At 34.5% G+C, this 25,480-nt stretch carries 21 protein-coding genes and 1 other annotated feature; of the genes, 16 read left to right on the top strand and 5 right to left on the bottom strand.

Going from position 1 to position 25,480, the window contains the following annotated elements; all coding sequences use genetic code 11:
• Positions 1 to 375 precede the first annotated feature (375 nt).
• Entirely contained in the window at positions 376 to 1,761 is a 1,386-nt protein-coding gene (locus RBU59_RS01590) for a metallophosphoesterase (protein WP_308146137.1), read from the bottom strand.
• 203 nt (positions 1,762 to 1,964) lie between these two features.
• Between RBU59_RS01590 and RBU59_RS01585 the strand changes: the two genes are divergently transcribed.
• Positions 1,965 to 2,111: a hypothetical protein gene (locus tag RBU59_RS01585; protein WP_308146136.1), complete on the top strand. Its 147-nt coding sequence runs from the start codon at positions 1,965 to 1,967 to the stop codon at positions 2,109 to 2,111.
• 431 nt (positions 2,112 to 2,542) lie between these two features.
• Positions 2,543 to 4,108 carry a ribosomal protection-like ABC-F family protein gene (gene abc-f, locus RBU59_RS01580; RefSeq protein WP_308146135.1) on the top strand — a complete coding sequence of 522 codons (1,566 nt, stop codon included), beginning with the start codon at positions 2,543 to 2,545 and terminating at the stop codon, positions 4,106 to 4,108.
• A 227-nt stretch (positions 4,109 to 4,335) separates the two neighbouring features.
• On the opposite strand, the gene RBU59_RS01575 is transcribed toward abc-f, so the two are convergent.
• Positions 4,336 to 5,658 carry an alpha-glucosidase/alpha-galactosidase gene (locus RBU59_RS01575; protein WP_308146134.1) on the bottom strand — a complete coding sequence of 441 codons (1,323 nt, stop codon included), beginning with the start codon at positions 5,656 to 5,658 and terminating at the stop codon, positions 4,336 to 4,338.
• Between the two features lie 141 nt (positions 5,659 to 5,799).
• Here RBU59_RS01575 and RBU59_RS01570 point away from each other — a divergent pair, with 141 nt between their 5' ends.
• Both RBU59_RS01570 and RBU59_RS01565 read left to right on the top strand, forming a co-directional pair.
• A complete protein-coding gene (locus RBU59_RS01570; protein WP_308146133.1) occupies positions 5,800 to 6,603 on the top strand; it encodes an AraC family transcriptional regulator in 804 nt (267 codons plus the stop codon).
• 34 nt (positions 6,604 to 6,637) lie between these two features.
• Positions 6,638 to 6,901: a hypothetical protein gene (locus RBU59_RS01565; protein ID WP_308146132.1), complete on the top strand. Its 264-nt coding sequence runs from the start codon at positions 6,638 to 6,640 to the stop codon at positions 6,899 to 6,901.
• A 9-nt stretch (positions 6,902 to 6,910) separates the two neighbouring features.
• Here RBU59_RS01565 and RBU59_RS01560 read toward each other — a convergent pair whose 3' ends face one another.
• Positions 6,911 to 7,645, bottom strand: a complete 735-nt coding sequence (locus RBU59_RS01560) for a sulfite exporter TauE/SafE family protein (protein WP_308146131.1) — start codon at positions 7,643 to 7,645, stop codon at positions 6,911 to 6,913.
• A gap of 1,004 nt (positions 7,646 to 8,649) precedes the next feature.
• Between RBU59_RS01560 and RBU59_RS01555 the strand changes: the two genes are divergently transcribed.
• The 12 genes from RBU59_RS01555 (at position 8,650) to leuS (ending at position 23,635) form a co-directional block, all read left to right on the top strand.
• The gene (locus RBU59_RS01555; protein ID WP_308146130.1) at positions 8,650 to 10,086 is read left to right on the top strand and encodes an MDR family MFS transporter; all 1,437 of its coding nucleotides are present in this window, start codon (positions 8,650 to 8,652) and stop codon (positions 10,084 to 10,086) included.
• A gap of 222 nt (positions 10,087 to 10,308) precedes the next feature.
• Positions 10,309 to 11,139 (top strand): hypothetical protein, encoded by an 831-nt coding sequence (locus RBU59_RS01550; RefSeq protein ID WP_308146129.1) that lies wholly within the window; start codon positions 10,309 to 10,311, stop codon positions 11,137 to 11,139.
• Between the two features lie 124 nt (positions 11,140 to 11,263).
• The gene (locus RBU59_RS01545) at positions 11,264 to 11,698 is read left to right on the top strand and encodes a MarR family winged helix-turn-helix transcriptional regulator (RefSeq protein ID WP_308146128.1); all 435 of its coding nucleotides are present in this window, start codon (positions 11,264 to 11,266) and stop codon (positions 11,696 to 11,698) included.
• An 85-nt stretch (positions 11,699 to 11,783) separates the two neighbouring features.
• Positions 11,784 to 12,281 carry a GNAT family N-acetyltransferase gene (locus RBU59_RS01540; protein WP_308146127.1) on the top strand — a complete coding sequence of 166 codons (498 nt, stop codon included), beginning with the start codon at positions 11,784 to 11,786 and terminating at the stop codon, positions 12,279 to 12,281.
• Positions 12,282 to 12,749: 468 nt separating this feature from the next.
• A complete protein-coding gene (gene arsD, locus RBU59_RS01535) occupies positions 12,750 to 13,139 on the top strand; it encodes an arsenite efflux transporter metallochaperone ArsD (RefSeq protein ID WP_308146126.1) in 390 nt (129 codons plus the stop codon).
• Between the two features lie 78 nt (positions 13,140 to 13,217).
• On the top strand, positions 13,218 to 14,954 hold the full coding sequence (gene arsA / locus RBU59_RS01530; RefSeq protein ID WP_308146125.1) for an arsenical pump-driving ATPase: 1,737 nt from the start codon (positions 13,218 to 13,220) through the stop codon (positions 14,952 to 14,954).
• Positions 14,955 to 15,777: 823 nt separating this feature from the next.
• Complete coding sequence (locus tag RBU59_RS01525; RefSeq protein ID WP_308146124.1) at positions 15,778 to 16,200, top strand: hypothetical protein; 423 nt, start codon at positions 15,778 to 15,780, stop codon at positions 16,198 to 16,200.
• Positions 16,201 to 16,307: 107 nt separating this feature from the next.
• Positions 16,308 to 16,964 (top strand): response regulator transcription factor, encoded by a 657-nt coding sequence (locus RBU59_RS01520; protein WP_308146123.1) that lies wholly within the window; start codon positions 16,308 to 16,310, stop codon positions 16,962 to 16,964.
• Positions 16,961 to 17,968, top strand: a complete 1,008-nt coding sequence (locus RBU59_RS01515) for a sensor histidine kinase (protein ID WP_308146122.1) — start codon at positions 16,961 to 16,963, stop codon at positions 17,966 to 17,968. The genes RBU59_RS01520 and RBU59_RS01515 overlap by 4 nt, the downstream gene beginning before the upstream one ends.
• A gap of 64 nt (positions 17,969 to 18,032) precedes the next feature.
• The gene (locus RBU59_RS01510; protein WP_308146121.1) at positions 18,033 to 18,800 is read left to right on the top strand and encodes an ABC transporter ATP-binding protein; all 768 of its coding nucleotides are present in this window, start codon (positions 18,033 to 18,035) and stop codon (positions 18,798 to 18,800) included.
• Complete coding sequence (locus tag RBU59_RS01505) at positions 18,790 to 20,736, top strand: FtsX-like permease family protein (protein ID WP_308146120.1); 1,947 nt, start codon at positions 18,790 to 18,792, stop codon at positions 20,734 to 20,736. The genes RBU59_RS01510 and RBU59_RS01505 overlap by 11 nt, the downstream gene beginning before the upstream one ends.
• Before the next feature lie 200 nt (positions 20,737 to 20,936).
• Positions 20,937 to 21,168: a binding site (T-box leader), on the top strand.
• A 52-nt stretch (positions 21,169 to 21,220) separates the two neighbouring features.
• Positions 21,221 to 23,635: a leucine--tRNA ligase gene (leuS, locus tag RBU59_RS01500; RefSeq protein ID WP_308146119.1), complete on the top strand. Its 2,415-nt coding sequence runs from the start codon at positions 21,221 to 21,223 to the stop codon at positions 23,633 to 23,635.
• A gap of 166 nt (positions 23,636 to 23,801) precedes the next feature.
• On the opposite strand, the gene RBU59_RS01495 is transcribed toward leuS, so the two are convergent.
• Positions 23,802 to 24,512 (bottom strand): ABC transporter permease, encoded by a 711-nt coding sequence (locus tag RBU59_RS01495; RefSeq protein ID WP_308146118.1) that lies wholly within the window; start codon positions 24,510 to 24,512, stop codon positions 23,802 to 23,804.
• On the bottom strand, positions 24,509 to 25,453 hold the full coding sequence (locus RBU59_RS01490; protein ID WP_308146117.1) for an ABC transporter ATP-binding protein: 945 nt from the start codon (positions 25,451 to 25,453) through the stop codon (positions 24,509 to 24,511). The genes RBU59_RS01495 and RBU59_RS01490 overlap by 4 nt, the downstream gene beginning before the upstream one ends.
• Between the last annotated feature and the right edge of the window lie 27 nt (positions 25,454 to 25,480).

Here is a 25,480-nt window from a genome sequence, read left to right as displayed (position 1 = left end):
CTAAAGGGTAAAAAATCCATATAACACATAGAGGCTTAACTTCCTGTCCTGAATGTGTTTTATGGATTTTTTAGTTTAATGTATAATTTTTTCACAGGTTTTATTTAAGAATTTTTACAAACCAACGATAGGAATCCAAATGCTTAGAATCCGTCCTTTTTGAATGAATATAAAAGGAACAGCCAATAAAAACGATTAATAGTAATAGAAATATAAAATAGAGAATGGTCATATTCCTCACCCCTTTACCTAAAATAAATTAACCGGATATAAAGTATCCTACAGATCAAGAATAGCATTTTGTATAACATAGAACTATCCAATTAATGTTAAATATAGGTAAAGATAAGGTAAACGAAATTCAAAAAACGTATACTAATCATTGAAATCTACTGTTAATTCATTATCATAAATATCTTTGTCACTTATTATGCTTGTAACATAACTCTTTAGAAAACTGTCAGGGAGCTCAGTTAATAGTCTATAACCCTCCGAATGGAGCAAGTCTTTTTCATTTAAATTTTCGGTTCCCGAAAAGTATCTGATATTCAATGTTTTTAGGATATCAAGCATTCGTTTAATCTGATTATTTGTATAACCGGATTCCTGTAATGATTTGCTGATTTTAGCAGAAGATGCATTACCAAAGTATTCCTTCGAAAAACGATTAAAATTTAAAAGGTTTTTATCTTTTATGTGATTATTTTTGGCCCAATTTTCCACATCTACGGTTTTGGTAAAATATTTTAAGCTATTACTTTTAACGTAATATTTTAGAATACCATAATGAAAAGGATATACTGATAATGCACCGGATGCAATATCATACAAAGGATTTATTGCTTTATGATCTGAACTGATATCCTGAACGTGGATATGACCGCTAAGGACCAGTTGGACCTGGTATTCCTTAAATAAAATTGATATTTGACCATGATTATTTAAGGTATAACCATCCCGTATCACTTCGCTGTGATCCAAAATATTGTGGTGCATGACTGCGATTACTTCCGAGCCATGTTTTTTCGCTGATTCCAGGCATTTTAAAATCCAGTCATAGGTTCCTTGTTTTATGAGACCATCGGCAGACGGTATACCAACGGATAGATTGTCCTTATATTTATTTGTATCCAGCATTAATAGCCATAGTTTATCAGTTGGAGCAGCAAGATAACTTAGAGATTCTTCATCTCTAGAGATAGCTTCATCATAACCAAAATCAGCATATATTTTACTAAAATCCTTATCAAAGATACAATCAGCCAGGTACTGTTTTTCACCTTTAAACTGTCTTGCCCATGGGTTGTTAATGTCATGGTTACCTGGTATTACAAAGACAGACGTCCCGTTTTTTTCAATTGTTTTTAAATTTCTGGACAGATCCAGATGACTTTCTTTTTCACCATTATTAGTTAGATCTCCGCTTATAATAAGAAAATCCGGTTTTGTCTTTTTTATATCAGTTATAAACGCTTTTAAAATGCTATCAATATAATTTAATTGTTTCCCGTCACCTGAGGATATATATTTTTCGAAGGCAATACCATGATCTGTCAGTTTCTCTGACAGGTAATGTACATCGGAAGCAATATAGAAAGTCTGATCTTTATCTGAATTATTACGGGAATATTGTGTATTATCTTTTGGAAAATAAAGAAAATAAAAATACCGGGCGAGTAAAATTAATAGCAGGACCATCAGAAAAACTGTTAAAAATCTTACTAAATTTCTTGTTTTCCTTTTATTTATAGTATAATTCATAATGGTCTTTACTCCTTATATTGTATCTTTGATGAAAGTTTATGCTTAAATTAATATAGTTATTATATACAGGAGAACGATAAATAGCAATGAAATTTAAGGGAACAGATATTTTATTAATTTATCGTATAACCTTATTCAGAGTGTGTATAATAAGGATTAAATTGAAAATACAAAAGATCAATTAAAGCGGAGGGTTAGATATGAAAAAACAAAACAGTTCTAAAGATAAGAACGAAAAGAGAGGCATGGAAGATTATAATATAAGAACTGCCAGAAATTATGTCAGCGGTGAACCAGCTCCGTCATCTGCGAATCATAAACTTGAAAATGTAAAAAGAGACACCTAAAAATAATGTAAATGTGTGAAGTAACTAGTTAAGAAAAATGTTAAGAAATCAAAATTTGTAACTGTCGATTTAAAAAATATAATTGACACCCGCTAAAAAAAACAGTATAGTAATAGTATTAGTAAATTAAGATAAGAGGTTAAGAATATAATGTTGATTCATAAATAATGATTCCTACACAATGAATACGGTGATAATGAACCTTTATCCGGCTGAAAAGGTTTTTTGTCTATGGTTCATTTATTGTATAAGGAATCTATTTTTATGTCCAATTTTATTCTTGGGCTCTTTTTTTAATTATGATAAAGAAAAGCAAGGAGGTATCTATGATGTGGATGATTCGGTTAAGGAGAAGTGTTTTAAAGAATAAGCGCCTGGCTGATTAGATTATATGAATCGATTGATAGCCAGGTAGTTTTAGGAGGTTATCTATGTCGAAAATAATAATAAATGAAATGAGTTATCACTATACGAACTATTATAATCCTATCTTTCATAATGTAAATATAATTCTGGATACGAACTGGCGATTAGGACTGATAGGTCGAAACGGAAGAGGAAAAACAACATTTTTAAAACTCCTGTTGGGTGAGTTAAAGCCGGACAAAGGTAATATAATTAAGAAAGTGGATATGTTATATTTCCCCTTTATTAACAAGGTAAGCTATTGTAAGACAATAGATGTTATCAAAGAAAACATTGGTTTTCTAAAAAGCATGGAAGATAAGATGGAATCAATTTTGGCTGAGGATATGGAAAGCAGATTGGAGGAATATCAAACTGTATTTGAAAATTATTTACAGAGTGGCGGATTTGAGATGGAGAGCAGAATAAAAAGAGAGCTGAATCTGATGCATCTATCGGAAAAACTTCTGGAGAGGGACTTTGATTCCTTATCCGGCGGTGAGAAAACTAAAATGCTTATTATTTCTCTGTTTTTAAGAAAAAATGGATATATTTTACTGGATGAACCGACCAATCATCTGGATGTAGAGGGTAAGCGGACTTTGTCTGATTATTTAAAGCATAAAACCGGATTTTTGATTGTTTCCCATGACCGTCAATTTCTTGACATGGTAACAGACCATATAATGGCCATTAATAAGGCTGATATTACTTTGGAAAAAGGCAATTATTCTTCCTGGAAAAGCAATAAGGATAAAACAGAGGTATTTGAATTACGAACAAAAACCAGGCTGGAAAGAGAGATAACCAGCTTAGAAAACCGTTCTGTCCAAAATAGGAATTGGGCAGCTATAGCTGAAAAAGAGAAAAATCCATATGCGTCCAATAACCGCGGGAATGGTTCCCGTGCCGCTAAATTTATGAGGCAGGCAAAGGCATCTGAATTGGCTATAAGAAAAAACATTGAATATAAAAAAGAATTATTAAAAAACTATGAAATTACACAGGATTTAAATCTTGAACAGCAAAGCTCTGAAATAATTACACTTATATCAATTAAGAATTTGAGCTTCAAGTATACAAAAGAATACGTTTTAAAAAATATATCATTAAAGATTAATAAAGGTGACAGAATATGGGTGCGAGGAAAAAATGGAAGTGGAAAGAGTACTTTACTGAAAATCCTGGGGCAATGTATTGATGCAGAGAATATTACATTTCAGGAACATTTAATTATTACTCAGATTTTGCAGGAACCTGGCTGGACTACAGGTTACATTAACGATTACTTTATGGATTGTTTTAGACTTCAAAAATTTAAAACCTTATGTGAGTACCTGGATATAGATGAAGAAACTTTAAAACGGCCAATCGAAACTTTCAGCAGCGGTGAAGTTAAAAAAATTGAAACAGCCAGAGCTTTAGCTTTGGATAATCAATTGATACTTATGGATGAACCCCTGAATTATATGGATATATATTTTAGAGAGCAGCTGGAAAAAGCAATAATAACGTATCAACCTACCATTGTTTTTGTTGAACACGATGAGAGGTTTGGTTATAATGTTGCTAACAAGATAATTGATTTGTAAATATAAGATGTTCAATCTCTTGCCCTTAAAGGCAATTGAAGCAATAAAATTCGTATGAATTGTATGGAATATTTAGATAACTATATTGTTTCGCAATCACCTATCTTTCAATTTAAACTGAAAGGAAGAATATTGTTACCGTTAAAAATAGAAGGTATAGGATAGAACTTATAAATCCCATACCTTCTATTACAATATCATAAGATACAAACAGGTAAATATTTAGTTTATTGGAAATCCTTCATATAATCTCCGTGAGTTGCGATCAGTTCATCACACATATTTCTGATGTCTTCCATATTAAGTTCGGCAGCAGTATGAGGATCCAGCATGGCGGCATGATAGATATGATTGCGGTCTTTCGTTACCCATGCTTCTATGGTCAAGAGCTGTACATTAATATTAGTCATATTCATGGCTGCTAATTGAACCGGAAGTCTTCCGACATGGCAGGGATTAATGCCTCTTGCATCAATCATACAAGGAACTTCAACACAGGCATCTGCAGGAAGGTTATCAATTAGACCGGTATTTAGTACATTACCTCCGATTTTATAAGGAGTATTGGTAACAACTGCTTCCATGATATAAGAAGCATATTCTCTGGAACGTGTATGCGTGATTTGACCGTTATCGAGAATACGGGCACGTTCTTCTTCCCATTCCGCAATCTGTTTGATACACCTGCGAGGATATTCATCAAGGGGGATATTAAATTTATCAATCATTTCGGGATATCTGGACTTAATAAAAAGAGGATTGTATTCTGAATTATGTTCACTGGATTCAGTACAGTAATATCCTAGATTATTAATGTATTCATAACGCACCATATCATTGTGTTTCTTTTCTGCATTCATTTTTAAAGCACGCTTTTTAATTTCGGGATATAAATCATTTCCGTCTTTATCTTTAATATCAAGGAGCCAGCCCATATGGTTAATACCGGCTATTAATTCATTGCGGCCTTCTAGTTTATCTTCCATGTCAAGTGCTTTTAAAAGCCCTTCGGAACATACCTGAACGCTGTGACAAAGTCCGACAGTCTGTATCTTAGTGTAACGTTGCATATATCCGGTCAACATGGCCATTGGATTTGTATAATTTAAGAATAGAGTATTAGGGCAAACTTCCTCCATATCTCTTGCAAATTCCTCAAGAACCGGAAGAGTACGTAAAGCACGCATAATACCGCCGATCCCTAAAGTATCTGCTATGGTTTGTCTTAAGCCGTATTTCTTAGGTATTTCAAAGTCAGTAATCGTACAGGGATCGTAACCGCCAACCTGAATAGCATTAACAACAAAGTTAGCATCTCTTAATGCATCTTTACGGTTTTCTACACCTAAATAAGTCTTTATTACCGCGCGGCTTTGATTTTCGTTTTTGTTGATTGCCTCCAAAATAATTTTGGAATCGTTAAGTCTCTTTTCATCAATGTCATAAAGTGCTATTTCACTTTCGCAGAGTGCCGGGGTACACATACAGTCACCCAGTACATTTCTGGCAAAAACAGTGCTTCCGGCACCCATAAAAGTAATTTTAATCATAAAAATCTTCCTTTCATCTTGTTAAGAATTTAAAGTCATTATATAATTAGTAGTAGAAAATGTCTTTGAATTTTGTTTCTTTATCTTTGTTATTTTGTTGAAAAGTTGGAATTGCTTTTGAATGGATTATAGGAGAATATCATGAAAAATACAATAAAAAGACCCATTAACGTCTATTATTGCGGTAAGGAAAAGTGTGTGCCGGGGCATTATTTCGGACCGGCGGTCAGACCACATTATTTAATGCACTTTATATTAAATGGAAAAGGTATCTATCAGATTGGAGATAAAGTATATGAAGTGAAAAAGGGAGGTGCTTTTTTAATTCTTCCTAATGAAATTACATATTATCAAGCGGATAAGGTAGAACCGTGGGAGTATGCATGGGTTGCTTTTGACGGAGAAGAAGCTGATGAGATGCTGGAAACCGCCGGATTATCAAAATCAAATCTTGTCTGTAATATATTTAAGCTGGATGAATGCAGTAATTATTTAGAGAAAATGATTGAAAGATTCCAAAATCCCGGATATCATGAGTATGAATTAATTGGTTTGTTTTATCTTGTTTTTTCAACGATAGCAAGAACGGAAACGAGAATAAAAAAAGTCCCGGAGCAAGGATACCTGGATAAAGCGGTATCTTATATCCGGCAAAATTACAGTTATGATATTAATGTTTCTGATATTGCCAGATATGTGGGTATAGACAGGACTTATCTTTTTAAAATATTTAAAAAATACAAGAACACTTCTGTTAAAAAATATCTAATTGAATACCGTCTCCTTGCGGCGAAAGATATGATTGGTAATACGAAATATAATATGACAGAAATCGCTTTATCCTGCGGATTTTATGACTTGCCTTCTTTTTGCAGGTTATTTAAACAGCAAAGAGGTATGACACCAACGGAATACAGAAATAGAACGAATAGATCAGAGCAATAAAACCGGATATTAAGAGAGAAAGGAGAATAAAGCGATGAAAGATGCGGTGATTAAATGTCTTGAAAGAGACAGAAAAAGGGCGGTAAAGGTTTTTGGAGAGAAAAAAGTAATAACATGTTTATCAGAAAAAACGGAGTATCAGCTTCTATGTGAAATATATTCCGAGCTGCAGAATGAGGTGTTTAAAAATCATCATATTGACGAAGTAAAATGGCTGAAAGGTGTAATAGAGAAAACCATTTTCTCAAAAGTAATGGAAGAGCATGGCTATACCTCAAACGGTAATAAAATAGTCTAGAAATTCTAATCAATGGTTAAAAAAACTCTTGATAAACAAAACGGTACCGCTTATGATAAGCAAAGTAATGACAGATTTCTTCACATTGTCTTCCTTCATTTTTGCATCAACTTTAACACCGATCATCATACCTATTAGTACAGCCGGTGCCAGAATAATTGCAGTATGTAGAATCTCCTTATTTAATATACCGGTAAATAAATATAAGAAAAATCGGAATACATTATCTACTAAAAAAACACAACAGATATTAGCTCGAAATTGCCCCTTATTATCTGTAGTTCGAATAATGTAGGATACCAGAAGAGCTCCGATGCCATAAAGACCGGCTAAAACTCCGGAAAGGACGCCGATAACTATAAGAGCAGCGGGATTTGTTTTTGATACTTTATTTTCATTTGATTTTCTGGTGAGCATTTCTACTCCCAGTCCAACAATAATAATACCTAATATAGATTTCAGTATCCAGTCAGTACCAACCTTTAATAAAAAGGTGCCCGGTATTATACCGGCTAACAGCATAAGGGACAGCGGAAGAACAATTTTAACAGAAAGATTTTTTCTCTCTTTCCATACAATATAAATATTAGTTGGAATACTAAATATTAGGTCTATCGGTGTAGTGAATCTATTGGATGTTACAAAGGAAAATAAAGAACCCATCACAAGGGTGTTACCAAAGCCGGTAATTGCTTTAACAAAATATGCGAATAGAGTAAAAATAAAAAGTAAAATATTTTGCATCTTAATATCCTTGCATAACACATCTGTTTACAGATATGTTGCTGCCACATAATGAAAGGTGAGAGAATCAACATGCGGCTTTCCTTTCAGTTATCATTTTTCTAATGGCTTGCATGTCTTTTGCGAGACAATTCATACAGTATAAACTAAAGCGTATACATTTTTATTATAGAGCAATTAAGTTATAAATACTACCATTAATTTCATCAATCTGAATAAGCTAAAAAAATTATAATTAATGAAATTATATTATACTCTTATCATATTAACGATTATAAGTTTGGAATCGACGAAAATAAAACTGACTTTAAATGAGAATAAAAAAGAACAGCCGAAGCCGTTCTTAATTAAATAATGATAGAATACTTTTTAACTTAATTCTTGATTTGAGAAAATATGTATTAAATTTCTGCAGATAATGCTTATTTCTTACTTTAGACTCGCATTAACATAATAAAATTTCTCCCTCCGAGGGTTATTCGGATTGAAGTCACTATAGAAATACTCTGTATGTTTTATGAAGCAGCTTTATCTAAATCAATGCTGCTGTCTAAATGATTTTCAATATAGTCTAATGCCTTGTTTATTTGATCGTACCAGTTCAAACGTATCCCTCCTCTCAAAAACAGTATAGTAGATAATTATATAAAAATCCTTGCACGTTTCGTTTCATTCATGCAAGGTTTTTGCCTAAAATATAAATAATTAACATTCCATTACGATATCGTATATTAGTTTTGTTTTGATTATACTATTAACATATAATAATATCTACCAATATTTAACACATAAGACTTGAATAATACTCAGAAAGTTAAGGAAGCTCTTGAATTGCTTAGGGTTGTATTTATTTCCTATAAAATAAATATGAAACAAAATATTATAGCTGGACAAAAAATACATATTCCATTATAATTACTAAGATTCTCTGTTAGAGCAAAAACGAATAAGAATCTACGTTTAAAGAAACTTAGGAAAAAATAACTGATAGGAAGTAGCAAAGTATGGATTTAAGAAAGAAAAAAATAGCGATAGCGTTAATGTTAGCAATGTTCTTAGGAGCAGTGGAGGGAACAGTGGTGACAACTGCGATTCCTACAATTGCCAAAGAACTGCACGGATTTGAGATTATTAGTTTGGTATTTTCCTCCTATTTATTAACATCCGCAATATCAACTCCTATATGCGGTAAACTATCTGATTTATATGGCAGGAAAAACGTACTTTCTATTGGTATCATTATATTTTTAATCGGAAGTTTTTTATGCGGGTTGTCGCAGTCAATGTTTATGTTGATTGGTTTTCGTGCAATTCAAGGCATTGGAGCAGGTTCAGTATTCACCGTATCTTATACGATTGTAGGAGATGTATATAATATAGAGGAAAGACCGAAGATTCAGGGAATTTTAGGTACAGTTTGGGGGATAGCCAGTCTGGTTGGTCCGTTTTTAGGCGGCACTTTAATTGATGTGCTCTCCTGGCATTGGATTTTCTTCATCAATATTCCATTTGGTATTTTATCCATTATATTATTGCATAGAAGTCTGAAAGAAGATTTCGAAAAAAGGAAACACAATCTGGATTATGCAGGGGTATTTACTTTATCTGCAGCATTAATCTTATTTTTAAGTATTTTTTTAGCAACTGATATAAATAAATTATTAATCGGAATTTCTGTTGTATTAACGATCCTATTGTTGGTGCTTTTTTATCTGATAGAAAGAAGAGTAAATGAACCCATAATTCCTTTTGACATTTTTAACTGGAACAGTGTTATAGTTAATATGATAAGCCTGTTTATAGCAGCAGTTTTAATAGGTATTAACGTATATATCCCGATTTACTTGCAGAACATACTGGGTTTAAGTGCTACCGTATCCGGATTGGCCTTAGTTTCCATGTCATTTTCCTGGCTTTTGGCTTCCTTTGTCTTAGGTAACAGAATAGTAAAAAACGGCGGGAAACAGGTGAATTTAATATCCGTGATTATTTTATTGGTCGGTATAATACTGCTTTCTACCTTAGGAATTAATTCACCTCTAGCACTGGTATTAGTATATGTTTTTATAATAGGATTCGGATTTGGTGGTGCCTTTACCGTGTTAACGATTATAATTCAAGAGTCAGTGGATTATACTAAGAGAGGAGCCGCAATAGGAGCGAATGCTCTGCTTAAGACATTGGGCCAAACAATCGGTGTTAGCGTATTTGGAAATATATTTAATATTAATATAGTTCGATATTTTAATAGAATAGGCTTAAAAGATATAAACCCCAACGATCTATACGGATCCTCTGCGCAAAATTTATTAATCAGCAGTGACCGGATAAAGCTTTCTTTAAATAATTCAATGTTTGTTTTATTTATAACCTTTATAGTATTAACCGGTATCTCCTTAATATTATCAGTTATTTTGCCAGAAAAATCAGCAGAAGTTTAAACTAAAAAAAAGCTTTTCTTCCAATCCATTTACAGGCTTAATGGTTTGCAAGAAAAGCTTTTTTAAATTCATGCAGTTATTTAGCCCGAATCGGACATACAATAGAAGAGATATACCGGAATTTATAAGATTATATTGTGGCCAATAGAATATTTTTGTATATCTGTTACAAGCAGGATAATGATATTAATTAATAAATAATTACTTGAGGTGACCTTAATTATGAGGGTAGGAAGAAAATTCATTGTATTAGTAATAATAGTTATATTGATCAGCCTGGTTCTATATCTAATAAAACCATCAAATGTCAGTACTGCCGATAAAGAATATAATTTAGTTAAAAAGATTTTAATAGAATCAGAACCTGATTTATTTGGTGTAAATAATTTGACAATAACAGAAAATGAATTAAATCGTTTAATAGCCAAAGATGTAAGTTTAAAACTACAGAATAAGCTGCCTCAGGGTTTTCTGCTTAAGGGTTTGTCTATTGATTTGACTGATAATAATATTATTGTTAAAACTTCGATGAAAGGTTATGTTATTTGTTTTGGATTGAATTTAACGTTACAAACGGTAAAAATAAATGACAAGTTGGTTTTGAAAGTAATTAAAATTCATTTAGGGAGAATAAACCTTCCATTAATTATTTTAAAAACAAGTAAATTCTTTCAGAATAATCTGTACTATATTAATGACAATTTTAAATTTATTGATTTAATTAATATAAGTGATTTATATTGTTTTAAAAATAAACTAAATATAACCTATACCTTTAACAGGAATGCTATCATTAATACCTATATAGCTCCTGAATATAGGGAAGCTGTACAGCGTATTATGAAAGTATTAAATAGGAATCAGGATTCCAGATCTTTTTCAAATGATTTATTAAAAGCTTTTATTACAATAAGTATGAGGGAAGATTTATCTAAAAACTTTACCAGAAAGATCAAAAAAGATTTTAATCGATTGGATTTTAATACAAAAAAAGACCTCTTTTTCTTATTGGTTGAATATAATATTCAAGTTATTAAAAAATTATTGGAATAGAAATTGGATGAATTTGAAAAGTGCCGGAGATGACTGAAAATGATTAAGACATGCCAAAACAACAGTTGCACAACACAACTGTTGTATGGTATAATGCATTCATATAGAGAAAAGAGGTGAACAGATGTCAAACCAGGGAAGCGAAACCTTGAGAGAACTTTTGCGAATACTGGTAAGGAATTTAGGCATTTTGGAAAAAAGTGATGCCTTGTGCTGCGGTGTAACGATTTCTCAATGTCATGCTATTGTAGAAATCGGAAGAGCAGAGAAAATCTCGTTAATTGATCTGGCTGAGTTACTTGAGTTGGACAAAAGCACCATGAGCAGGACAATTAATAATTTAGTAGATGCAGAAATAGTAAAAAGGGAAACCAATTCAGAAAACAGGCGTTATATATCAATTCAGTTAACGGATAAAGGAGCGGCAGTTTTTAAAAACATTGAAGATAATATGTTTACTTATTACGCAGGCATTTTTAATACCATTCCGGAAGATAAAAGGAATCAAGTTTTGGATAGTCTGCAGATATTAGTTCAGTCAGTCAGAGATAATAATTAGAGTTAAAGATCGGTGGAAATTTGGTGTTATATGTAAAATATTTTACAGGTGTACTAGTAAATGTGCACAAAGGAGAGGAGAACCTATGGACTTTATAATAGACAATATGAAAGAAACAGACTGGCAGCAGGTTGCTGAGATCTACCTGGCCGGAATAAAAACGGAAATTGCTACATTTCAAAATGATGTTCCGACTTGGGAAGATTGGAATCATGGGCATAGTACGAAATGTCGTTTTGTTGCCCGCGCAGGGGATAATGTATTAGGATGGGTGGCTATATCTCCTGTATCAAGCCGCTGTGTTTATGCAGGGGTAGCCGAAGTAAGTGTTTATATAGGAGAAGAATATAAAGGTATGGGAGTTGGTACTGCACTTCTTAATTACTTGATTGAACAATCGGAAAAAGAGGGATATTGGACTTTACAATCAGGAATCATTAAAGAGAATATTTCTAGCAGGAACTTACATAAAAAATGCGGATTTAGAGAAATCGGTTATAGAGAAAACCTTGGAAAAATGAATAACGGTAAATGGCATGATGTTATACTTATGGAACGTAGAAGTAAACATATCGGTAACTAAAGAAGGAGGAATCTGCATGGCGATATTATTTTTATTAATTAGCGTACTTACAATTGGATACGCCTTAATAGAAAGCAATGGATTATTAAGGTATGATGTATTTTGCAATTTAGAATGCTGAAGCAGAAGAAGTAAGCTTTACTGCAAAGCATCATAATTTAATAAATTTGCTTAGTTATATTATAACCCTTTAAAACACTTGAAAGTTTAAAGGGTTTTTTTATTATAAAATAGAGTAACATATATAAATAAATAAAGCAACATATTGACAACTATCTATATGTTTCGTATAATAATAGTATAGATAATTGTCTATATCATTGAAAAATGTCTATAAGATGTGAATTTATATAATATACTTATATTTAAAAGTATCCATTATATATATATTGAAAGGTTTTGAACTTATTAATTAAAAAGTTAACTGTAAAAATAAAGTTATGAAAAATAATCCCAGGAGGTTATCGTATGAAAAAAATGCAAATATTTGAACCGGCAATGTGTTGTCCCACTGGTCTTTGCGGCGTTGGAGTAGATCCGGAACTTATGAGAATTTCAACAGTACTGAATACACTGAAAAAGAATGGAATTACTATTAACAGGTATAACCTGACGAATGCACCACAGGAATTTGTAAATAACAAGTCAGTGAATAATTGTTTAAAGGAAAAAGGTGTAGATAGTTTGCCGATTATCGTATTAGATGATGAAATTGTTATCACAGGAAGATACCCTACCAACGACGAATTTGTAAAATTGCTTAACATTCCTAGAATTTATCTAGGTGTAAAACCTAATTTAGTAAATGCAAAAATTAAAAAACCCCGGGGGTGCGGCTGTTCCGGAGGAGATTGTTGATAGTTTCACTTGGTTTGTTTGTATGGTTTTCATAGCTGAGGAACAGAATTGTGAATACGGAAAGGAAGTTTATAAAATATGGAACAATTCGATCTTAATAAAATAGAACTGACAAAGTATCTTTTTTTTACCGGTAAGGGCGGAGTAGGAAAAACATCCACAGCATGTGCAACTGCCATATCTTTAGCTGATAGCGGGAAAAAAGTTATACTGATCAGTACGGATCCTGCATCTAATTTACAGGATGTCTTCCAAACAAAGCTGAACAATAAAGGGATTATGATAAAAGATGTTCCAAACCTTGTTGTGGCTAATCTGGATCCTATCGAAGCAGCTGCGGAATATCGGGAAAGTGTTATAGCCCCATATCGCGGTCAGCTCCCGGATGTGGTAATAAATAATATGGAAGAACAACTATCCGGTTCCTGTACTGTTGAAATTGCCGCATTTACTGAATTTTCTAAATTTATTACAGATGAAAAGGTTGAAAGGGATTATGATTATATCATTTTTGATACTGCACCCACGGGACATACGTTAAGAATGCTTCAACTTCCCTCTGCCTGGAGTAATTTTATTAGTCAAAATACCCATGGTGCATCCTGCCTTGGCCAATTATCAGGTTTGGAAAGCAAAAAGGAAATATATAAAAAAGCTGTAGAAACCTTAGCAGATAAGAAAAGTGCAACGCTAATACTGGTTTCAAGACCGGAGAAAACTCCTTTGGCAGAAGCGGAGAGAGCATCAAAAGAACTGGCAGAGATAGGTATCAACAACCAGATTTTAATCATAAATGGTGTTCTTACAACATATGATGACAAAATATCTGAGAGTTTATATCAAAAACAGCAAAATGCACTTTCTGATATGCCTGAGGGATTAAAGAAATTAAGTACTTATACCATTCCATTAAGAGCATATAACATTACAGGGGTTGAAAATGTCAGAGCTTTATTAACAAAGGATAATTTTGAATTCCGTGAAGAAAACATTAATACAGAGGTTTTTCCTCATTTAAATGATATCATAGAGGATTTGTGTGCTTCGGATAAAAAAGTAATATTTACTATGGGAAAAGGTGGTGTCGGTAAAACCACCATAGCTGCATCCATTGCCTTGGGGCTGGCAAACAGGGGTAAAAAGGTACATCTGTCTACAACTGATCCGGCAGCCCATCTTAAATTCGTTATTAATGAATCTGCGGGTATTACCATGAGTCATATTGATGAAAAGGAAGAATTAAGAAAATACCGGAATGAGGTACTAAGCAAAGCAAAGGAAACTATGTCAGAGGATGACATAGCTTATTTGATGGAAGATTTAAAATCCCCCTGTACCCAGGAAATCGCTGTCTTCAGGGCTTTTGCAGATATTGTGGATAAAGCTGAAAATCAGGTAGTAGTAATTGATACAGCGCCTACAGGTCATACCTTGTTATTATTGGATTCAACACAAAGCTATAACCAGGAAATGAAACGTTCTCAAGGTGACATTCCGGATTCAGCTAAAAAACTGTTACCAAGGCTTAGAAATCCGGAAGAAACAGAAGTAATAATTGTTACACTTGCCGAAGCTACACCGGTATTTGAAGCAAAACGTTTAGAAGAGGATTTAAAACGTGCTAAAATATCAAGTAAATGGTGGGTAATTAATGCATCCTTATACCGGACAGAAACCACAAATCAACTATTGTCGGTGAAAGCCAGTAATGAAATTGAATGGATTAATAAAGTAGATAAATATACCAATGGAAATTTTGCTGTTATTGGATGGACTGCAGAAGATATAAGAGATGATAAACTTTTAGCAATTTAAATAAGTAATATTAGTAATTTGGCATTTTTTTAATTCTATTTTTAAAGAAACTATACTTTCAGAAGCTGCCTACATAATTTGTTAGGCAGCTTTTGATTCATAAGAAAGATTATAGATAATAATGGTTAGGGACAGATCTATTACCTTAAGATCATAAATTTAGTTTAAAGTAGTTTTGTCATTCCCTTCACATAGGTATGTTAATAATAATTAAAACATATATGATTTGAAATCTTATCCATATAGTGATATATTTAAACTACATATATTGGAAATAATGGGCAATTGATAAATTATTAAAGAAAATAATGTTATTACGGATCCTTTGTAATCTATACTTCCAATTTTTTTAGTTAAATATGGTTGAGGAGAGTATTTGATAGAATTTTCTTCTTTAATAAAAAGACTTACATGATAGAATAAAAACATATGTATTAAAACCATTGATGTTTGCATTAAGACAAGAGAGATTTTGCAAAACAGGTATATATCCTCTGTCTATAAATGATTTACTTACGTCCTACAGTGATGGAAATAAAATACTTGTCGAGTATTTTATTGATAAAGATAAGTTTGAAAGAGGCATTGTTAAGAATCATAAGGATGTTTTAATAAATATTCATAATCTTGTTTGTACTTTAATATCGGTGAGTAGTACTTAACTCGCCATCTCGGAAGTAAACGATCTAGTTGGGAATAGGGTTATAGATGGAGTTTAGTTATTCAGATTTTTTTTTAACAATTTAATGATATAATTTTTATATTTACGTTAAACATTTGAAATGTTTTTGACGCTTTAATATATAGGGAGGTGTTTTTCAATATGAATTTAAAAATGAAAAGTTTGTTTATTGCCATTTTCATAATTATAGTAACAATAGTGACAGTATTAGTAATGCATCCATGGGCAAAACAACCGTTTAAGGACTTAACTACGAATGAAATATCGGAAGTAACCGTTAAACTCATGCCACCAGATATAACATTTGATTTAACAGATGCTGACATCGCCGAACTAGTTAAAATAGTCAATTCCTGCGTTATTTATATGAAAGATAATTCCTATACGGATTACGTTGGTCAAGCTGTTCATTATACGATAAATAAAAAAGATGGAACAACAATAGAAATTACAGCCTACAATCCATTTTTAATCATTGATGGCGTTGGATATAAAACCAAATATGGGCCTTGTGAAGAATTAAATTCATTGGGAAATAAAATCTTAAATACCAATAACCCATAATTACAGCTTTAGACATTATGTTTATAAGAATATTTACATAGATAGAGTAATACTTCACAGTTGGTGGATGTGTGACTTAAGAAATGTACACTTAAAGAAGGAGTCATATGTACAAAGTAATGATTATTGAAGATAATGACAGTATCTGCAGGGAGTTGTCCGTATTTCTACAACAAAACGGCTTTGAGACTATTACACCGTCCGTATTTACTCAAATAAACGAGGTTATAAGAAATAGTAGTCCGGACCTGATACTGCTTGATATCAATCTGGCAGGGGAAGATGGGTTTCACTTGTGTCAAAAGATTCGGAAGTTTTCCGATTTACCTGTTATATTCGTAACCTGCAGGGATAGCGAGGAGGATGAACTCAGAGGACTTTTACTGGGAGGAGATGATTTTATACGTAAACCATATCATTTACCGGTGCTTCTTGCACGTATTCGAAGAATCCTAGAACGTTATGAAAAAGCACATGTACTGCAAGTGGAAGATATATGCCTGGATGTGCCGGCTATGGTTTTAAAAATAAAGGATCATACAATTGAATTATCGAAAAATGAATGCCGTATTTTATATTATCTATTTATTAACAGAGGAAAGACTGTTACCAAGGATGAGTTGATAGAAGCTTTATGGGAAAATAAATTATATGTTGACAATAATATTTTAAATGTTAACATATCAAGGCTTCGTAAACGCTTATCCGCGATTGGACTGTCGGACTTTATAAAGACCGTTCCCCAGGAGGGATATATCATATGACTTTGATTCGATATATACAGGACAAGCTGATATTTATAATATTAAGTGTGATTTTTGAATTTTTTATTGGAGTACTGCTCCTGCTATACGGATGTGATATCTTTATGATTGGTTTTATCTGGATCAGCGGCTTTATTTTTTTTGGAATATATATGTTTATCGGGTATTTCCGGCTTCTGGAACGTCAAAACCACTGTAATAAGATTATGAAAATGCTGGAAAAATCTTTTATGATCAGTGACATGATTTCAAAACCTGACAATATTCAGGAAAAAATATATTATGATTTGCTGAAAACAGCCTGTAAATCAATGAATGATGAGGTAGAACAATGTAAGCGGAACCAGTCTGACTATAAAAGTTATATCGAAGAATGGATTCATGAGGTTAAAAATCCGGTATCTGCAATCAAGCTTTTATGTTTTAATCATCCTGAAGAGGTAACGACGGAAATCAGCAGGGAAATGGAAGAAATTGCTTATCTACTGGAGCTGGTACTTTATTATGCAAGGAGCGAATTGGTGGAGAAGGACTATTTCGTTCGAAAATTCAGTTTATCGGACGTCATTAATGCTGCACTGCTGCGAAATCGGACATTGCTGCAAAACTGTGGCTTTACAATAGAAGACTTCGTTCCTGACGTGTGTGTCTGTTCTGATGAAAAATGGGTAACCTTTATACTCAGCCAGCTTATCTCCAATGCAGTCAAATATCCTAAGGAGTATAACCCGGTATTAAAATTTACGGCAGAAAAGGCAGTTCATAATGTCTTATTAATAGTTGAAGACAATGGGATCGGCATATCGAAAGCTGATTTGCCGCGCATTTTTGAACGGGGATTTACAGGCAGTGATCGGAAAAAATTAAATGCTTCCGGTATGGGACTGTATATCTGTAAAAATCTTTGCGATAAAATGGGACTTGCAATTTCAGCAGAATCGGAAGTAAATCGCGGAACAAAAATAATAATATCATTTCCATGTGGACCGCTTACAGAATTGTAAGTAGACATAAAATCCCGAAGGTGTTATTATCTGGTAAATAATATTCGGCAAGGGGAGGTTCCATATGGAAAAATTATTGAAGGTTGAGCATGTTGTAAAGTATTATGGCAGTAAAAACATTATTACACAGGCCCTTAATGATTTATCCTTTGAAGTAAAGGAAAAAGAGTTTCTTGCTGTCATGGGTGCCTCAGGGAGCGGCAAGACTACATTATTAAACTGCATTTCAACGATTGATACGGTTTCATCCGGACATATTTATCTATCAGGTATGGATATAACCGCATTACCCGGATCAAAAACCGCAGAATTCAGACAAAGTAATCTCGGTTTTATATTTCAGGATTATAATCTGCTGGATACCCTGACAATAGGGGAAAATATTGCACTTGCACCAATAATCGGAAAAATGAAACGTGACCGGATTGCTTCCATGGTAGAAGAGGTGGCTGCAGCACTGAAAATTCATCATTTGCTTGATAAGTTTCCGTATCAGGTCTCCGGAGGAGAAAGGCAGCGCTGTGCCTGTGCAAGAGCTCTGATATGTAAACCAGGACTGATACTTGCAGATGAACCGACCGGAGCGCTGGACTCGAAATCATCCCAGACTCTGTTGGATACTCTTTCTAACATGAATAAAGATAGAAATGCAACCATAATAATGGTCACCCATGATATTTTCTCTGCCAGTTATTGCAGCCGGATTTTATTTCTTCGCGACGGTAAGCTGTTTAATGAGCTTTTGAGAGGAGATAAGAGCCGAAGGGAATTCTTTGGAGAGATTCTGGATGTAGTTACGGTACTGGGAGGTGACGCGAAAGATGTTGGTTGAATTATCCATTCGAAACATGAAGCGATCTCTACGGGACTATAGCATCTATATGCTGACCTTAACGATTTCCTTTACTCTAATTTATGCCTTTCACTTAATCTGTTATTCCCCTGATCTAATGAAGCTTAGTGAGTCAATGGAAGATTTTCGGGAAGTAAATAAGCTGTTAGCAATTATAATTATTTTGGTTATAGGGTGGTTGATAAATTATATAATTCGTTATATGATCAAGCAACGAGGAAGGGAATTCAGCATCTATATGTTGCTTGGAATGAAAAACAGATATATTTATTGTATTTTTTTTATAGAAAATTTATTGCTATGCCTGGCTTCGTTCGTAATGGGCATTTTTTTCGGCAGCCTGCTTTTTCAGGTCTTATCCATTCTTATCATGAAGGTCTTTGAGGTAGATTATTACCCGGTTATATTCTTTTCATTGAAAGCCTTTGGACTTACTGCAGCTTATGCAGCCGGCATGATGCTTTTGTCACTGCTTTCCAATAGCCGTAAGTTAAGAAAAATGAGTATTTATGAGCTGATGTGTAACGAAAAGAAAAATGAAGTACAGGAAGTTTATACAAAAAGTACCGGAAATATCATTTGTTTTATTATTTTTTGCTTGATTGGAATTTTCGGATTGATTTTCATGTATTATATTACAGCTATAAAACCGGAATTAACTACTTTTTCAAACCTGTTAATCAGTATTATATGTGTTCTTGCTTGTATCTATGGATGTTATCTCAGCATATCACCAGCGATGGTTTGTCTTTTCCTTTGCGGAAACCGCAAATACAAAGGAAACCGTATGATTATATTCAGAGCACTGGCAGCAAAAATGAATACAATGAAATTCACACTTGGGAATCTTGCAGTGCTGATAACACTAACCTTTCTGGCAGTTCAAACCGGAATGTTGATGAAGGGCTTTCTGGATGAGCTTTTTATATCGAGAGCACCTTTTGATGTCATGTGTACCAGTGTTAATGTGGAGGAAGATTTTAATAAAATTACGGATTACCTGGAAAGTCAGGAGGGGATACGCGATAAATATCAATATAATATATATGATGCAGGCGCGGCTGATATCGACGGCTTTTTTCGGAGGGAAGTAACAGAATCAGACTGGGGTACCTATATGAAGTACAGTGATTATGCAAGACTTCGAAAGATGTTGGGATACAAAGAGCCGGTTAATAACCGGGACGGGTACCTGCTGCATTGTGTGGGATATGTTAAAAATGAGGTATCCCAGCAGGATAATACGGATATGATTATAAACGGCAAGACCTACCAATTACATGCAATCTATACCGAAGGCTTTGGACTTGAAGGAATGAATGGGGTTTATTTTGTTATTGTTATCCCGGATGAAACAGCTTCAGAACTGGGGGTAAACCATACTGTTATGGCGATATCAACAGTGAAAGAAACAACGGAAGCTACCAGAAGTAACATCCAAAAGCGGTTGGAAATAGCTCCTGGAGAGAATATTCATGAAAGATTGAGCGTAAAGGGGGGACTAAAGGCAGATAACGTGACTGCTGTCCTTATCGTGTCTTTTACCATGTTTTATATCGGATTAATATTTGCTTGCGTGATGTCTGCAATCATGGCAATTCAACAGCTTGGAGATTTGGTAAAGCATCGCCGCAATTATATGAGATTGTATCAGTTGGGTATGTCTGTAGAACGTATTGATTGTATGATTCTGCAACAGATGTTAATACATTTTGCAGTACCGTTGATTATTTCGCTCCCCATTTCTATATCTATGTTCAACTCCATCGGCCATATTTTTAATTCTTATGTTAATGAACGGATGATGTTTCGTTATATGATAGGATCTCTTCTTGGATTCGGAATGATATATTTTTTATATTTTATGTTAACTTATCTAATCTTTGTGAAAGAAGTCAAAAAAGAAGCGGTTTAAACAATTTAGACTTATGGTAATTCTATGGAGGTTTGGATGGTTGGTTAGGGCTGAATAGATATTTTAATACTCTTGTGATAGAGATACCATTCTAAACCGCTATTGAGAAGTTAATAAAATTATTACAGTAAGAAAAGGACTTGACAACAAAGGAAGAAATGATACAATATATTTAATAATCTCTAATAATTTCACATTTTATTATAGCGATGATAAGGAATAGTAAAAGCTTGATATCTTACAGAGAGCCATTGGGTGGTGGAAAATGGCAGATTAAAACTTTGAACTCGCCTTTGAGCTCTCTGACTGAACAAAAGTAGGCAGAGCGGGAGATCCCGTTACAGATTATACGAGTACATTACCTTATGGTTATGGACTAGAGTGGTACCGCGGATAGCAGTTCTTAACAAATAGAACCTCTTCGTCTCTAGATTAATAGAGATGGAGAGGTTTTTTATTGTATTAAAATTAGGAGGAATTTAAAATGAGTGAGTTTTATTCACCAAAGGACATTGAACAAAAATGGCAGAAAATCTGGGAAAAGGAAGAAGCCTTTAAGGTAGGAACTGACAAAAGTAAACCGAAGTTCTTCGCATTGGTTGAGTTCCCTTATCCATCCGGTCAGGGTCTCCATGTAGGACATCCAAGACCATATACAGCTCTGGACATTATAGCAAGAAAAAGAAGACTGGAAGGATACAATGTATTATATCCTATGGGCTGGGATGCCTTTGGTCTTCCTACGGAAAACTATGCAATTAAAAATCATATCCATCCAAAGATTGTTACCAAGAAAAACATTGAACATTTTACGGAACAGTTAAAAGCTCTTGGTTATTCCTTTGACTGGGACAGAGAGATTAATACAACGGATCCTAATTATTATAAATGGACCCAGTGGATCTTTTTACAGTTATTTAAAAAAGGTCTTGCCTATAAATCTGAGATGCCTATCAACTGGTGTACCTCCTGTAAAGTTGGTCTTGCCAACGAAGAGGTTGTAGGAGGTGTCTGTGAACGCTGCGGCGGTGAAGTGGTACGTAAGGTTAAGAGCCAGTGGATGTTAAAAATTACAGAATATGCTGATAAATTAATCGACGACCTGGATATGGTAGATTATATCGAAAAGATTAAAGTATCCCAGGTTAACTGGATCGGTCGTTCCGTAGGTGCGGAAGTAGATTTTAAGATTGCCGGAAAAGAAGAGAACTTACGCATTTTTACTACCAGACCGGATACCTTATTTGGTGCCACCTATATGGTTATATCACCGGAACATCCTCTTATTGATAAATATAAGGATGAAATAAAGAACTATACAGATTTAATCAGCTACCGTGAACAGGCGGCTAAAAAGTCTGACTTTGAAAGAACGGAATTAGTAAAAGAAAAGACCGGTGTGGTGATTGACGGTTTAACAGCAATTAACCCGGTAAACGGCAAAGAAATTCCTATCTGGATTTCCGATTATGTATTAATGACCTATGGTACCGGTGCTATTATGGCGGTTCCAGCCCATGACGAACGTGACTGGGATTTTGCCAAAAAATTTAATCTGCCTATTATCGAAGTAGTTGCCGGCGGTGACGTAAATGAAGCGGCCTTTACTAACACTTCAACCGGTAAATTAGTGAATTCCGATTTCTTAAACGGCTTGGAAGTTGCAGATGCGAAGAAAAAGATACTGGAATGGTTAACGGAAAAAGGGATCGGTTATAAAAAAGTAAACTATAAGTTAAGAGATTGGGTATTCTCCCGCCAAAGATATTGGGGTGAACCAATACCCATTGTTCATTGTGAAAAGTGCGGATACGTTCCCGTGCCGGAAAGCGAACTGCCTTTAATGCTTCCGGAAGTAGAAAGCTATGAACCTACTGATAACGGGGAATCCCCTCTTGCAGCTATGACCGACTGGGTGGATACTACCTGTCCGCACTGTGGAGGCCCCGCTCACAGGGAAACGGATACCATGCCTCAATGGGCAGGTTCCTCCTGGTATTATTTAAGATATATCGATCCACATAACAACGAAGCTTTTGCTGACAAGGAAGAACTTAAATACTGGCTTCCGGTAGACTGGTATAACGGTGGTATGGAGCATACAACCCTCCATTTACTTTACTCCCGTTTCTGGCATAAATTCCTTTATGATCAGGGATTAGTTAATACTCCGGAACCTTATAAAAAGAGAACGTCTCACGGCATGATTTTAGGTGAGAACAATGAAAAGATGTCCAAATCCAGAGGAAATGTAGTTAATCCGGATGATATTATAGGTGAATTTGGTGCTGATACTTTAAGAACCTATGAAATGTTTATCGGTGCTTTCGATTTAAGTGCAGCCTGGTCTATTGAAGGGGTAAAAGGCTGCCGCCGTTTCCTGGATCGGGTTTGGAAGTTAAAAGATATCGTAACTTCTGAAGAAGCTTATTCGGAAAAGCTTGAGATTAAGATGCACCAGACCATTAAAAAAGTTACTACTGACTTTGAAACCATGAAATTTAACACCGCCATTGCTGCCATGATGTCCCTGGTTAATGAATTTTACCGTGTAGGCAGCATTACAAAAGGGGAATTCAAAACACTATTATTACTTCTTAACCCGGTTGCACCTCACATTACAGAGGAATTATGGCAGATAATCGGGGAGGAGGGAAGAGTATACCAGGAAATCTGGCCGGTTTATGAAGAAGCGAAAACCATTGAAAATACGGTGGAAATCGCAGTACAGATAAATGGTAAGGTAAAAGCTAATCTGACTATTTCCTTAGATGAGAAACAGGAAGAAGTGGAAGCAAAAGCAAAAGAATTGGATTCCGTAAAAGCTGCTTTAAACGGTAAAAATGTCGTAAAAGTAATTTATGTTCCAGGAAGAATATTAAATATTGTAGCGAAATAGAATCAAGAAAGATTTTTCATAGACTTTAAATAAAACCTGCTTGAAAAGTGCCACTGTGAAGATAAAACTTCATAGTGGCATTTTGTACACATTAAGTGTTTAAGAGGTTTTAACGGAGGTTCCAATCGGAATCCCTTTTTACTCGTGACTGAAAGCACGGTTAAACCTATTGCTGTTCGGTAAACCTCCACCATGCGACTGTTCCGGCAACACCCGTTATTCCCGTAATAACAAGTATGGCGATGCTGGCAAAGCCAAGAGGAACATTGGAAATAAATAATGCCGGAATTGTCCAGGGAAAGTAAGCTGCCAGTCCAGCCTGCACAACGACATTGGAAATGACCACAATAAGGAACGCGAGTCCAATAGGGGCTAAATATCCTTTACTGATATTCGCCAATAGGGCACTTATCGTACTGACAACCATAGTTAGCAGCGATGCTGCTATAAAAGCAAGAAAACTATTCATGATAAGTAACCATGTCCCACCATTAAGTCCAATCAAGATACCCATAATGAATACTACCGCAAACATGAATAAGGCCAACAATACATCCCAAAGAAAAATTACGATGAATTTTGAAAGTACCACATAAAGTTTAGATACTGGTTTCACTAGCAATTCACTGATCGTTTTATCTGTATATTCCCGTCCGAAAACCCAACATGCGGTGAAAGAATATCCAATCACCAAAAGAGCAGTGCTTGATCCAAGTAAATCTGTTAAATAAGGCGCCCATCCGGCATCTACGGTATTGATATATGTGACTAAACCAAGCATAATTGGCATAGTGGCAAATGCTGCAACAACAACCCAAAAAACACTTGAGCGCAATACTTTAAGGGCTTCGCAATGTATAAATGACAATATTTTCATTCGTGTATCCTCCTTGTACTTTGAATTATCCGCAAAAAATAACCTTCCAAATCTTCCGTAACGATGTTTAGTTGTGTTGGGGGTTGTCCAAAACGAACCAGTAGTTCGGCCAACCTTTCAGGTTTTTCAGTTGCGGAGCCTTCAAAAAGTAATAAGCGTCCATCAGTGTTTTCTTCATAACTGTATCCATGTTCTGTTAGTATATGTTCCATTGCATTCTTATCGTGTCCATCCAGAACCAAGTGTTTTTGTAAAGACTGCTCCAAATGTGCCATTTTGATTTCTTGGATTAACCGACCTTCATGGATGATGCCAATTCGATCAACCAGTTTTGAGAGTTCTTCCAGTTGATGGCTGGATATAAAAACAGTAACACCAAAATTTTTGGATAAATCGAAAAGCATTTGCCGGATTTCTACGACACCAGCGGGATCAAGGCCGTTGATAGGTTCATCCAAAATTAAAATCTTTGGATTGTGAATCATTGCTTTAGCTAACCCTAACCGTTGTTTGTTTCCCAGGGAAAGATTTTTCGCTTTCTTATTTTTATGAGCTTCTAAACCGAGTTTTTGTATCACCCGGGTAATGGATTGACGGTCAGATATCATTTGCATTCTGCAGGCAATATCTAAATTCTCTATTACCGTAAGCCCCGGATAATAAGTAGCTTCCTCCAAATATCCAACTTGCTCCCACAACTTGTGAGTTCCGGAGTCAACTTTATTCCCCAGCATATAGATATTACCGGATGAGGGTTTGAGCAATGACAACATCATTTTAATTGTGGTTGATTTGCCTGCACCATTCAAACCAAGAAACCCGAATATTTCGCCGCCATTTACCTCAAGTGAAAGATTGTTAACGGCATGATAATCTCTAAATTTTTTTGTGAGACGATCTAACTGTATTGCAGCTGAGCCGTTTTTTCTTAAATTTACCATTTTATATACTCCTTTTGTATTTTTTAG

Source organism: Anaerocolumna sp. MB42-C2 (assembly GCF_030913705.1).
Lineage (GTDB): Bacteria > Bacillota > Clostridia > Lachnospirales > Lachnospiraceae > Anaerocolumna.
Note: the sequence above shows the minus strand (reverse complement) of the source record. Positions and strands in the feature narration are given on the sequence as shown.

Coding starts and splice junctions, on each gene's coding strand:
- RBU59_RS01590 (WP_308146137.1), bottom strand. CDS start 1,761: ATGAATTATACTATAAATAAAAGGAAAACAAGAAATTTAGTAAGATTT.
- RBU59_RS01585 (WP_308146136.1), top strand. CDS start 1,965: ATGAAAAAACAAAACAGTTCTAAAGATAAGAACGAAAAGAGAGGCATG.
- abc-f (WP_308146135.1), top strand. CDS start 2,543: ATGTCGAAAATAATAATAAATGAAATGAGTTATCACTATACGAACTAT.
- RBU59_RS01575 (WP_308146134.1), bottom strand. CDS start 5,658: ATGATTAAAATTACTTTTATGGGTGCCGGAAGCACTGTTTTTGCCAGA.
- RBU59_RS01570 (WP_308146133.1), top strand. CDS start 5,800: ATGAAAAATACAATAAAAAGACCCATTAACGTCTATTATTGCGGTAAG.
- RBU59_RS01565 (WP_308146132.1), top strand. CDS start 6,638: ATGAAAGATGCGGTGATTAAATGTCTTGAAAGAGACAGAAAAAGGGCG.
- RBU59_RS01560 (WP_308146131.1), bottom strand. CDS start 7,645: ATGCAAAATATTTTACTTTTTATTTTTACTCTATTCGCATATTTTGTT.
- RBU59_RS01555 (WP_308146130.1), top strand. CDS start 8,650: ATGGATTTAAGAAAGAAAAAAATAGCGATAGCGTTAATGTTAGCAATG.
- RBU59_RS01550 (WP_308146129.1), top strand. CDS start 10,309: ATGAGGGTAGGAAGAAAATTCATTGTATTAGTAATAATAGTTATATTG.
- RBU59_RS01545 (WP_308146128.1), top strand. CDS start 11,264: ATGTCAAACCAGGGAAGCGAAACCTTGAGAGAACTTTTGCGAATACTG.
- RBU59_RS01540 (WP_308146127.1), top strand. CDS start 11,784: ATGGACTTTATAATAGACAATATGAAAGAAACAGACTGGCAGCAGGTT.
- arsD (WP_308146126.1), top strand. CDS start 12,750: ATGAAAAAAATGCAAATATTTGAACCGGCAATGTGTTGTCCCACTGGT.
- arsA (WP_308146125.1), top strand. CDS start 13,218: ATGGAACAATTCGATCTTAATAAAATAGAACTGACAAAGTATCTTTTT.
- RBU59_RS01525 (WP_308146124.1), top strand. CDS start 15,778: ATGAATTTAAAAATGAAAAGTTTGTTTATTGCCATTTTCATAATTATA.
- RBU59_RS01520 (WP_308146123.1), top strand. CDS start 16,308: ATGTACAAAGTAATGATTATTGAAGATAATGACAGTATCTGCAGGGAG.
- RBU59_RS01515 (WP_308146122.1), top strand. CDS start 16,961: ATGACTTTGATTCGATATATACAGGACAAGCTGATATTTATAATATTA.
- RBU59_RS01510 (WP_308146121.1), top strand. CDS start 18,033: ATGGAAAAATTATTGAAGGTTGAGCATGTTGTAAAGTATTATGGCAGT.
- RBU59_RS01505 (WP_308146120.1), top strand. CDS start 18,790: ATGTTGGTTGAATTATCCATTCGAAACATGAAGCGATCTCTACGGGAC.
- leuS (WP_308146119.1), top strand. CDS start 21,221: ATGAGTGAGTTTTATTCACCAAAGGACATTGAACAAAAATGGCAGAAA.
- RBU59_RS01495 (WP_308146118.1), bottom strand. CDS start 24,512: ATGAAAATATTGTCATTTATACATTGCGAAGCCCTTAAAGTATTGCGC.
- RBU59_RS01490 (WP_308146117.1), bottom strand. CDS start 25,453: ATGGTAAATTTAAGAAAAAACGGCTCAGCTGCAATACAGTTAGATCGT.